We start from the raw sequence: 11,524 nt of genomic DNA on the forward strand, positions 1-11,524 counted from the left end.
TAGGAAGAGAAAAGAGGAGCTGAAAAAGGTGGTCGAATAAAAACGAAATCAGTGGTCACGTCAGCCGAAATACGCACCCTGAGCTCAGTAACGGTAAAATGATCCAAATCCTTTTCGATCAACAGGTTGTAGATATGTTCATTCAACGCCACAATTTTAGACACTTTAGACACTTTAGACACCTGACATCATAAAACTTAGGATTGCTAAGTATACAGAAATCAGTAAAACTTAGACAATCTAAGATATTCAGGTCCTACCAAATGAAAACTCAGTGGCAAGAGAAAACCCAATCCCAACGCGCCTCAAAGAAGCGCGCAAAAAAGCTGGTATCACTCAAAAGGATCTGGGTGTTCGCATCGGCATGGAGCCAAGCTCAGCAAGTGGTCGTATGAACCACTATGAGAAGGGAAGACATACACCAGACATCAGCACACTTCAGAGAATGGCTGATGAGCTTGGCGTACCTTTGAATTACTTTTTTTGTGAAGATGAAGTAAGTGCTGAGCTGGCGTGCTTGATTAGCCAGTTAACTGAAAAAGAACGCGTTGAGCTTATTGAAAAATTAACAGCACAGAAAAAGCCCACTCAAGATTCATAGTGAATGGAATTAACTCAAATATGCCATCATTATATTTAATTTTTATTTAACCATTGCGCCATCAAAAAACTGGAAATCGAATCCTGACGAGGCAATTTGAAGCCATCAACGTCATCACCATATTCAGCAAATCGCACTAGTTCATCACGAGAGAACCACTCCGCTGACTCTATTTCATCTTTATCAACATTAATTTGGTCAGTCTCAGCAATGGCCGTAAAACCAAGCATCAAGCTGGATGGGAATAACCAAGGCTGTGAAGCTATATACTTAACATCACCAACAATAATTCCTGACTCTTCAAACACTTCACGCCTAACTGCCTGCTCAAGCGTTTCACCTTGGTCAACGTACCCGGCGAGACAAGAATAAACACCTTTAACCCAGCTTCGCTGCCTACCCAACAAAATCCTTTCGACACCATCGTCAAACTGCTTCGTCACGATCATGATGACCGCAGAATCGGTTCTAGGGAAAGTCTGGTAGCCACAGACAGCGTTAGAACAAATAATGGAGTGTCCGGCCTCAATGGGCCGTGTAGGGTGTCCACAGCGGCCACAAAAGCGATTATTTCTATGCCAATGACATAACCCTCGGCTCAACATCAAAACGGAAGCTGTACCGTTATCTAACTGTGGGGCTATTTGCCGTAACTCACTCCATTGTCCTGAATCTGAAAATTGTCTGGCATCGACCATACCAGCACCACTGATATCAACTGCGAACACAGATTGACCGGACTGCCCCCCCAAAAAGACCATTTCTGAACCTGCCAGAGAAAACGAAAGGATTTGTTCATAGCTAAAGAAGATCGGCTGGTATGAGTCTCGGCATACAAGGTTTTTATCCTCACAGAGGATGAGAAAACCAGCATTCAGCATTTGACCTTTAACCCAAGAACTGTCTTTTCGTTGAGTCGAGTATCTATCTAGTGTCATCGCAGAAAATCTAAGCATGGGCTGCTTGTTCCTTCTCATTTTCTTGGTCTACCTTGATGGCGCGGTCAATATCCATTTCAAATGCGTTTAAGAGTGAACTCATCTTTTCAAGGGTTTCGGTTGCTGTCATCCTAGAGTCCTTCAGATCAGCCTTCATGACATTAATCTCATTTTTAACTACATCGACTGCTGATTTTAAAGATATTGCATTGTATGTCTTCCTAACCCCAGCCAAATCTGCGAATGCAAGGTTTATGTATGTATCAAGAGAGGCTAACTGGGTATGACCAGACCACTGTTGTAGCTTCATTTTAAATTGCTCGGTGTTGAGCAAGGCCCTTTTAAATTCATCCTTATTGTTAAACTTGTGCTCTAGGATGACCTGTTTCATTCGCTCGGTAAGATAAGCATGGCGGATAAGGTGTGCAAAGGCACCTTCTTTGATGCCGGCTGCATGTTTATACCTATTAAAGTAGGTACTAAGGGTATTTGAGCCTAGGGGGTTCCCCTCTTGAACATGTTTCTCTCCAACACTAATAAACACAAACCCATGATCGTTTTGCACACCAATTGACCGCTTAATGACCTTACGCCGAACTTTAGTTATATAGTCTCTCAGGTTATGCAGGTACGTCACTGAAACGGGAACTTTGCGTGTGTGATCAGTCTTCCGTTTAAGCGTAGTAAACTGCAAACTAACAGTGTCACTCTTACTTTCCTTGGCCTCTTGTAGCGCAGCCTTGACATCATCAACGTGTAAAAGCATGACCTCGGTACGTCTTGCACCAGTCTGCTCTAACGTCTGGTAGATCATAGTGTCACGTTGTTTAATATCAGGGTTATTGTGTTTGTTGATTTGCGCCTTGATGGCGACAGCAGCGGTGTGAGAAATAGGGAGTCGTTTATTTTCAGAGTCAGGCTTTGGAAATGAACTGTGGTGATAATAAAACTCTATCTTAGGCTTTTTCATCCCTTCGACAAATCTTTTGACTTCCTTTTTTTCAATTTTAATAGCATTAAAGTCCTCTTCACCAACCAAGGTTTCGTGGGCATGAAAATCAGCGACAGTCGTTATAAATTCAATACAGGCTCGGCCAATCTTGATAACCTGATTAACTCCTCTCACCCTATTGCCAAACTTGTCTATTTCCGCTTGCAAACCACGGATAAAGAGTTCGAATCGATCATCACTTAATGCAGTAAACGCCCAGTCATTTTTGTAACAGAAACGGATCAAGTGAGATATGTTTGAGGCATAGGTTTTCAGCGTCCCCCCGTCAACCTTTCGCGATAATGAGCGATTATAACACCCCAACATATAAATATTGGCTTCTGTGCAAGGAATGCCATCTGGGTATCGAATAAAAGGGATACCTGACGCATCTTTTGTGATGAGGTTATTTTTCCGTTCTGTTGAGTATGCAGACCACAATTCAAACTCAGAATCGATAATATTATAGAGCTGTCCCTTATTAGCCATCCGACAACTCCTTTAATAGTGCCTTATTGTTGATAAAGCTGACTATCGCGCTGATTTTTTTACGTTGTTCAACCCAGTCCGCCTGTAATTGGCTATTTCCAGACCTTATGGCATAGTTACTTGCGGTGTCTTTGATACTAGATAACAGAGCTGTCAGCATGAGGTTGTGCTTTTCTAGAATTTCAATCTTTCGATCTAATTCTTTCACAGTCAGTTCTAAGCCCTTTTTTGTTGTTCTATTAGGCTTTTCTCCTTTGCCACTCTCATCTTTTAATGCCTCTAATGCAAGTTTCCTTCTCGCATTGAGAGCATCGTAGCCACCTTCCAACACCTCATCAGCATTTGATTCTTGTGTGTTTTTTGAGCAAGGTGTTATTCCATATTTTGCATTGTCATACTTAGCAAGAGCACCTTGGCTCTTTAAGACACTCCGCAGCGTTTCATCTGTAGTAAAGTCGGCAGGTGCTTGAATGATGTCATTTAGAAATGACATCACATTCAGTACAGACTGCTGATTTTGTTCTTTTTTTTTCATTTCGGTCATCAGAATTCTTCCGTAACGCGCAAGATCAACTTGTAGTCTGTAATGACAGTGCCGTTTTCGTCTTTGACAGTAAAGAATTCGGGTTCCAGTTCGATAATTCCATCTAACAGCAACTGAGTAATGTCTTTTTCAAAATCAATCTTATCTTGTTCAAACTGTTCCTGAATCTGCTCTAGTGGGGGCGAAAACTGAGCTTCATCTTCGTCATAGTGCTCATAGTCAGACAAAACTTCACGGTAGCCCCTAAGCTTCAGGTAATCCACACCATAGCGTTCTTTCAATATGGGCGTTAACTTATCGATGTTTTCGATATCGTTATTCGTTAACCCCTCACGGATACATCGAGCTTTCACACCAGCCAACACTTCTCCCTTTAGGCCTTCGGTCACGTAGTGATATAGGTGTTCTGTGTCTGTATGGCCGAGAAAGTGACGAAGGATTTCCAGGCTAGAAGAGCCGAGTTTCCAGAAGAAGACCATCGCAAAAAAGCGTCTCAGCTGATGTTGTCGAATATAGTAGCGACGCACATCTCCTTCAGCATACTGCATCGTAGGCAATTCAAAGTAATCACAAAAAGCATCAAGGCAGGTGTTATAACTCGACACTTTAATGCCTATAAGCGTTACTACCTGTTGATCAACAAAAGAAAACAATGTTGCTTCTTTCTTGCTGACTTGCTTATCTTTAATCAATTTTTCGTTAAATTTTTCAAGCTTGTATAGCAGACCCGCCACACTACGAAGGATTGGCCTTGAAAGGGTTTCACGCAGGGCTTCGTCACCACCAACCCCTGATTTTCTATTGTCAAAAATCAGGTCAAATTCCACCTTTTTAGAGGATTTTAAATTCGGGTCTACATCAGACGGCAAAAGACAATTGGTAGGATGTAAATCCATCAACTCTCCAATCCGTCTCGCCATGGTTGCACCAGTAATTAACTGAATACTTCCCATAAGCACATAGTACAAATCCACAAAGCCATGGTTCTGTCTGCGCAATTCAAATCGGTCAGGGGCTTTTCCGCCTACTGCCCATTGGCAAACGCCTAATTCAATCAATTGAGGTGAGACATGCTCTAAGAACCCCTTGTCCTTGTAGTGCGCAACAACTCTTTGTTCTGTCCTTGATGCTCTTTTTTGCTTTTCCTTCGGTAGATGCTTCAAGACTTGATGCATGGAAGCGAGTAAGGCATCAGCGTACTTAAAACAGAAATCGAAAGCTTCGGCCATAGCTGAAAACACAATATCTGCAGGTAGCGTAGTAAAACGCCCAGAGTTGCGCACAATAACCAGTTCACTAATAGTTTTTACGTTGATGTCATCGAAAGTCTTATCAGAACAAAGGCTCACATTATCAACGCCGATATGCCCTAATCCTTTAAATGCTGTAAGAACAAAACCTAAACCTTTTTCTCCTACCCCACTAGTTTCATTATCGGACACAGGGACAGGACAGTATTCCGTCGAGCTTTCTTCTGGAAATATCGCTAAGGAATTAATCTGCGGTGGCTTTGTTGATTCTCCATAGAGGGTTTGCTGTTTGTAAAAAATATTTATGAAGTATTTAGCGTTAGGTGTCGGGAATCGACTTTTGCCTTTTACATAAGCCCCCTCACTATGCAAAAAACAACACGCCTTGACGATTTGAGCTTCTGTCAGAAAGAGTTCATTTTCATATTCATGAATAATCCGCGTGACGTATGGGAACTGCTCGGCAAATATTGTAGCAGCCGCATCAGACACCGTTTCGATTTTTTCCAAGAGATAATCACGAGTCTTTTTTTTATAACGGTAGAGTTGAGACACCCCTCCTTCCACATACTGTACGAGCAGGTCTTGAACAAAATCGCTATTGACTGCAAGCATATGCCGCTCTGCAAGATTGATATCCGCAGCGCGGAGCAATATCGCATCAATTAGCCATAATCGTTCTCTAATCTGTCTATAGGTGGTATTAGGTTTTAACAATTTACCACCATTTAATAACGGGTTCCCCGCCTGTATAAGCCAACACTTAAATGTATTGAGTAATGGTCTTTGCTTGACTGATATCAGTGTTCTGCCATCATTAAGTGGGACATTAAAATCAATAGTGAGTGACTTTCCACCCACTTTAATTTTCCAAATATCATGTTCAAATTCAGTACCATCGGCAAACCAATCGGGGGGATACTCATCATAGCCGAACACGGACTGAATTGGGGTGGCAGCCTTGGATGTCACAGCCAGTTGCTCATGTATGGGCATGTTAGCAACAATCTGCACAAAAGCCGCAGACTCTTCTTTCGTGAAATTAGCCATGTGCTTTTCACCCGAAAGGATCTGTGCTTTCAGTTTCGTGTTATCAACAATTAAGCTGACTGACATAGGATGACTCCCTCGATAAGCTCAGAATTCAGTGGGTTATTTGTTGCAGTATGGTACATATCCCTGATCTCATCACTGATTAACTCAGCATTGCCAAAACTGTTACCTTTGCGGTTTTCAAGCGCTAAAGAAATGTGTGACAATACAAACTTAGCGGCCTCGTACCAATCTTTAGCAAACTTAGTCAGCTTCGTTTCGTCCGATATAGTATCCACGGTTGCGACCAGTGCCATGAAAAGCTGCAATAGGGAAGTGGATATTAGGAAAATACCGTCATCAAAATCACACACCTCGTCGTTTGCAATGTCCTCCGCTTTCTTTTTACCAGTCCAAATATGATGAGGTAGTTCTCCAAGACCATGGTTACCCAAAAAGTGTTCCAACTCGTCTGGTTGAAGATCTATTGCATCAAACAGGTAGGGGGAGTCCTTCATGGCTTCATACACAATCGCGTTTTGGAACTGACGAATCCAACGGTTGGTAAAGTAATCCCACAGCGTTTTTGGTAAATACCTACTAATCTGGTCAGCACGATACTTTTCATGCCCCAATGCATCTGCCATTGCATGGACACTCTGAGTTTCAAAATAAACACGGACACCCACCGCTGAGCGCATTCTGGCGTGAGTTAGGTTTTTAGATATACTGATCGCAAGCGTTTCTGTTTTATGCTCTGAAGCTTCAGACAACTTCTTAATTAGCTCTTTAGTTTTTTTATTATTTGCGCTGTAGGTTTGCGCTCCACTGGAAATAGTCTCAGCCGAGATCAGCATTTTTCTAAAGCTGTCATTAGATTCTTGTTTAAGCTGAGTTCTAAGCTGTTGTGTCAGCTCAAGGTATTCATCTATCAGCTTCTTTGACTCAACATTAAGTTCCACTTGCTGCTGCGCCAGTTTTTTTCCTTTACGCTCCTTTTTACTAAGTGCAATCCACACACCATTTACTTCCCTGTAGCCACAGAGGTTGCCTTTGTCATCGTACAAGTCCCAACTTTCAAGCCAAGACGGAGTGATGCATGGATGCATCTCGATAAGTAAGAAACAAAACACCTGCATGATGGTGACTGTTGGAAGCGCAAATAACTGTGTGAAATCGCTGGATCTAGCCGCTTTATTACCTGTTAGCCATTTAGCATAATCACCTACACCTTGTTCTCTGCGTCTGAAGCCGTAGTGTTTAAAACTGGCGCAAACATTTTCCATTTGGGTCATATCAACAGGATTTCTATCCCCACAGCCCACTAATACTGGCCTCACCTGTCCTCTTTCTGCAAGTGTCTTGAAATTATCGAAGTTTTTCATCGTCTCATTCCAAATCGTGCGACAATGAAATGTGACGTGTTTGATATCATCCTTTATTGACTCAAAAATAAGTTCTTTTGCTGCTGAATCACTATAAGACAGAGGGATGGGGGTAATCAGTTTTTTATTGAATGCATTACCATTCTTATCTTTCTGATTTTTTGTTTTTGATGTTACCTGTTGCCCAGAGGTCTTGAATTCTGGCGCAAACAGTTCATAGCGGGGCTTTCCGACAAGCCCACTCTTAACAAATATCTCAGTGAATCCAGTAAGCGCTGTTCTCCACAGCGTATGAAATGTTTTCAGGCAATTTTCAGACTGCACAGCATCATTTAAGCATAGTGAATAAATACAACTTATGGTCTTATTGATATTTTTGGATGACATTACATCATGAAAAGTGTGACTATCACTGGCAACAATAGGAAGCTTGTTAATGATGTAGACAAGAGATTTTATATTAGTTCCAAGGGTCGCATGAGCTTCTTTTATAGCATACCGTTTTACTGCCTCATAGATTTGCGTTGTGAGCATTTCGTCATAACTAAAATATATCGATGACAAGTCAAGGAAAGCCGTTTTGCCATCTTTGGCTTCTACAAACCAACCTTGATAAAAAAGTCGCACTTGTTCGTCAACATTGAAGTTTTTCTTGTAGTAATCAACCGCAAGCTGCGCATCAACCGATACACCAACTTTTGAGAATTTAAACGGCAGGTTTACAAAAGGAATCCGCATAGCAAACCTTGCTAAGGCATATTTATGATTTACCGAAGAGCTAAGTTCCGTATAGATAAAGCCAACAAACCCCTTCAGAACATGTTCAGTAAATTTTGCGTCATTGGTACTGATAAACTTAAATTTCGTGGAAGTTATATGAAGAAAAGCATTTAACGGAGTAGCAAGTAATGAGGCTCTGCCTTGTTGGGAAGGAGGATTTATTGAGCGTAACAACTCATCTATCGCTGGCTCCAAAAACGTTAAGGGATAATTGTTTAAATACTTTAGATGAATCACTCCGCCTCCCATGCAACAACGCACACATTGAATATGCACGCAGTATTGGTGGCTATCTGATAATTGTCAATTTTTTAAATGCGTTTTGAGAGGCTTTTTTTACTTAAAGCACAGGCAGGGCGGGACATCTAAGAAAATTGATAAAAAGGTCTTGTTGAGGAAACGCAAATTTCGCCATGCAATACTTCTTCCCCGGTACTGATCATTGCTACTTGCAACTTGCTTCCCCTTTCATTGACATAATTAATTGCTTTCTATACACCTTATACCAATTTCTTGCAGCAGTAACAGATTAATACCGCCGCGGCTATGCCTACAAAAGCTTAGCGTTCAAACAAACCCAATCCATCCATACCAGTAAGATGTAAACCCAGGTTTACACCAAAACGCAATAGTTGACAGTCAAGAAAACTACCTTTAAGGTAGCTGACAGTCGCAATCATCACTGAATGATGTATTCGTAGGCACTAGAACTAAAGAAAAGGTAAACTCACGTGAAAACTCACTTCAGCTACACCTGCTATCGATAGCCACAATGGCTCGATCAGGTGTAAAGATAAGTTACCACTCAGTAACAAGTATTCATCTCGATTTCGCCATTGTGGCCATTTCCTTCTCAGGGAGATAGACCACAGGTCGGCGTCCTTTCATATTGCCAACCTCTCCCACAACGCATAACGACAGCAAACACAAATATTTGGGAGCAACAAATAGAATGAGTATGAACAAAACTTTCGGCAGCACACTGATCATTGCCGGAACAACCATTGGTGCCGGTATGTTGGCACTTCCACTGGCTTCTGCCGGTTTAGGCTTTGCCACAGCAACACTGACTATGTTCGGGATCTGGGCGCTGATGAACTACACCGCGCTGCTAATGCTGGAAATCCACCAGCACGCTGACAAAGATGCAACCTTACATACCCTTGCCCACCAGCTATTAGGTAAAAAAGGACAACTGATTGCCAGCTTCGCCATGATGTTCCTTTTCTACTCGTTATGTGCCGCATACATTGCCGGTGGTGGCTCGCAACTTAACGACAAACTGAATAACTGGATGGGGCTTAACGTCGGCCCGCAAACCGGCACCATTTTCTTTACCCTGATGATTGCATCGGTGGTTTCTGTCGGCACCCACTCTGTTGATATGGTTAACCGCGTTCTCTTTGGCCTGAAGATTATTGCGCTGACTGTCATGCTGTGCCTGCTGGCTCCGCATGTACAAGGAGCTCACCTTATTGAAATGCCAGTAGAAAAAGGACTGCTTCTTTCTGCTTTGCCGGTAATCTTTACCTCATTCGGTTTCCACGGCAGCATTCCATCTATTGTTCGCTACGTCGGGCTGGACATGAAAGCACTACGCAAAATTATACTCATCGGCTCTGCCACACCTCTGATGATCTATGTCGTTTGGCAGATTGCCAGCCAAGGGGTGCTTAGCCAACCAGATCTTATGGCTAGTACTACCCTAGGCGCTTTCATTGCAACACTGAGCAATATGCTACACAATCCAATGGTCAGTCAGTCTGTTTCTATCTTTGCTGATTTGGCGTTGGCAACCTCGTTCCTCGGGGTAAGTCTGGGCCTGTTTGACTTCCTGTCTGATACCCTGAAACGTGACAACCAGGCCAAAGGCCGTGTCCAAACTGCTTTGGTGACTTTTGTTCCACCACTTTGTTTTGCTCTGTTTTACCCTCAAGGCTTCATTATGGCTCTTGGCTTCGCAGCAATCGCACTGGTTATCCTTGCTATTTTCCTACCAGTCGCAATGGTTAAGGCTCAACGTCGCCAACGTCCGGCAGACTGTAATGGCTACAAAGTCAGTGGCGGAACACCGGCACTGGTTACAGCTGGTGCCTTAGGTATCATGATTATTACCGCCCAGTTCCTGCAAATGGCCGGGATTATTCCTGCCGTCGGCTAACACATACCTCTCATCTAAATTACAAAAAGGCTTGCATATGCAAGCCTTTATTCTATGTTGAGCTAAAAAACTCAAAACAGAAACGAAAATTCGTCAATCCACCACTAAAATACAAGTTTTAACATGAACTTTTCAATTTCAGGCTAGGAATTCATGTTTATTTCAGAGATACTCCCAGTATTCCGTATCCTGTTCTGTTATTGTTATATTTCGGAGCGTAACTTGCGCACTACTGTTTTATCATCCATTGTCCTTGGCTGCTCGCTCAGCCCCCCGGCTATTGCCTGGAATGATGTTATAACCACCAACAATACCTATAGCCAAACCACATTCCTAAACAACCATGCCAGCCAGGTACATCATCCCAACTCAACAAGCATATCGACACCTGAACCAAACAAAACACAGTCAATTAATACTCTCCCAATGCACCTTTCTGTTGCACAGGAGAAAGACTGGGATTACCTTATCGGACAGTCCTACACCATTTTTGGTCTCAGCCTGGCCACTATCGGCATGATGACTTTATTACCTGAAAGCGTCACTAACTGGGATGAAGAAGATCGTAACTTAAGTAACCTTGGTCAAAATTGGTGGGATAATATCACTGAAGGACCTGTATGGGATCAAGATGCGCATTACCTGAACTATATAATGCACCCTTATTTTGGCGGAGTTTACTATACAGCGGCACGCCATGCCGGTTTTAATGAGTGGGATTCATTTTTATACTCAGCAACGATGTCGACATTTTTCTGGGAATACGGAGTCGAAGCATTTGCCGAAGTTCCTTCCATTCAGGATGTTATCGTCACCCCGTTATTTGGTGCCGCGGTGGGTGAATGGATGTTTCTGGCCGAAGCCGATATCACTTCAAACGGTGGTAAAGTCATGGGTTCAAAAACCCTTGGCGATGTCAGCCTGTTCTTCCTCAACCCCGTTGGCCACATCCATTACTGGATGACGAACTGGTGGGAAGGTGATACTGATGTCAGCCTGACCTACACCCCGTGGTTCGGCAATACCGATGCTGCCAGCTTTGCATTGAATGCCGGTGCCAACTATGATCACCTGTTTGTTGGCTTACAAGTCCAATTGAAACTTAACTAACCAATTACAACATCATCAAGCTAAATACTCCTAAAACCCTCTCAAACATCTAGAAATTATTCAGCTTAGTATTATGCTAATGAACAAATCCCAATCATTCTAGATAGTTAACACCTTTCCGTTTGTATGACCATTCCCTTAATTAGTGAACCAGCCTCACGAATTCCCACTTGGCTCATATTTATATATTGCTTTTTAAGCTAGCCTGCTAATCATAATTCTCAAAATAAAATTGCACACATC

8 protein-coding genes are annotated in these 11,524 nt (G+C 42.5%); 3 read left to right on the forward strand and 5 right to left on the reverse strand.

Features of this window, described 5'->3' with window-relative positions; genetic code table 11:
* Positions 1 to 274: 274 nt before the first annotated feature.
* A complete protein-coding gene (locus Q0852_RS04225; RefSeq protein ID WP_299014333.1) occupies positions 275 to 601 on the forward strand; it encodes a helix-turn-helix transcriptional regulator in 327 nt (108 codons plus the stop codon).
* 35 nt (positions 602 to 636) lie between these two features.
* Here the strand turns inward: Q0852_RS04225 and nudC are convergent, their stop codons facing one another.
* From nudC to Q0852_RS04250, 5 genes are read right to left on the reverse strand one after another with little or no spacing between them, the layout of a single operon-like run.
* Positions 637 to 1,557 (reverse strand): NAD(+) diphosphatase, encoded by a 921-nt coding sequence (gene nudC, locus Q0852_RS04230; protein ID WP_299014336.1) that lies wholly within the window; start codon positions 1,555 to 1,557, stop codon positions 637 to 639.
* Positions 1,550 to 3,019, reverse strand: a complete 1,470-nt coding sequence (locus Q0852_RS04235; protein ID WP_299014340.1) for a tyrosine-type recombinase/integrase — start codon at positions 3,017 to 3,019, stop codon at positions 1,550 to 1,552. The genes nudC and Q0852_RS04235 overlap by 8 nt, the downstream gene beginning before the upstream one ends.
* Positions 3,012 to 3,563, reverse strand: a complete 552-nt coding sequence (locus Q0852_RS04240) for a hypothetical protein (protein ID WP_299014343.1) — start codon at positions 3,561 to 3,563, stop codon at positions 3,012 to 3,014. The genes Q0852_RS04235 and Q0852_RS04240 overlap by 8 nt, the downstream gene beginning before the upstream one ends.
* Complete coding sequence (locus Q0852_RS04245; RefSeq protein ID WP_299014346.1) at positions 3,563 to 5,929, reverse strand: hypothetical protein; 2,367 nt, start codon at positions 5,927 to 5,929, stop codon at positions 3,563 to 3,565. The genes Q0852_RS04240 and Q0852_RS04245 overlap by 1 nt, the downstream gene beginning before the upstream one ends.
* Positions 5,914 to 8,247 (reverse strand): hypothetical protein, encoded by a 2,334-nt coding sequence (locus tag Q0852_RS04250; protein ID WP_299014349.1) that lies wholly within the window; start codon positions 8,245 to 8,247, stop codon positions 5,914 to 5,916. Before Q0852_RS04250 ends, Q0852_RS04245 begins: the two co-directional genes overlap by 16 nt.
* A 715-nt stretch (positions 8,248 to 8,962) precedes the next feature.
* On the opposite strand from Q0852_RS04250, the gene tyrP reads away from it, so the two are divergent.
* Positions 8,963 to 10,171, forward strand: a complete 1,209-nt coding sequence (tyrP, locus tag Q0852_RS04255) for a tyrosine transporter TyrP (protein WP_299014352.1) — start codon at positions 8,963 to 8,965, stop codon at positions 10,169 to 10,171.
* Positions 10,172 to 10,324: 153 nt separating this feature from the next.
* Positions 10,325 to 11,281: a DUF3943 domain-containing protein gene (locus Q0852_RS04260; RefSeq protein ID WP_299014354.1), complete on the forward strand. Its 957-nt coding sequence runs from the start codon at positions 10,325 to 10,327 to the stop codon at positions 11,279 to 11,281.
* Positions 11,282 to 11,524: the final 243 nt, after the last annotated feature.

The organism is uncultured Photobacterium sp. (assembly GCF_947502415.1).
In the GTDB taxonomy this organism is placed as follows: domain Bacteria; phylum Pseudomonadota; class Gammaproteobacteria; order Enterobacterales; family Vibrionaceae; genus Photobacterium.

Bases quoted from the DNA above. Each gene is read 5' to 3' on its own strand.
- Q0852_RS04260 (WP_299014354.1), top strand. From the start codon at position 10,325: ATGTTTATTTCAGAGATACTCCCAGTATTCCGTATCCTGTTCTGTTAT.
- Q0852_RS04235 (WP_299014340.1), bottom strand. From the start codon at position 3,019: ATGGCTAATAAGGGACAGCTCTATAATATTATCGATTCTGAGTTTGAA.
- Q0852_RS04245 (WP_299014346.1), bottom strand. From the start codon at position 5,929: ATGTCAGTCAGCTTAATTGTTGATAACACGAAACTGAAAGCACAGATC.
- Q0852_RS04240 (WP_299014343.1), bottom strand. From the start codon at position 3,563: ATGACCGAAATGAAAAAAAAAGAACAAAATCAGCAGTCTGTACTGAAT.
- nudC (WP_299014336.1), bottom strand. From the start codon at position 1,557: ATGCTTAGATTTTCTGCGATGACACTAGATAGATACTCGACTCAACGA.
- tyrP (WP_299014352.1), top strand. From the start codon at position 8,963: ATGAGTATGAACAAAACTTTCGGCAGCACACTGATCATTGCCGGAACA.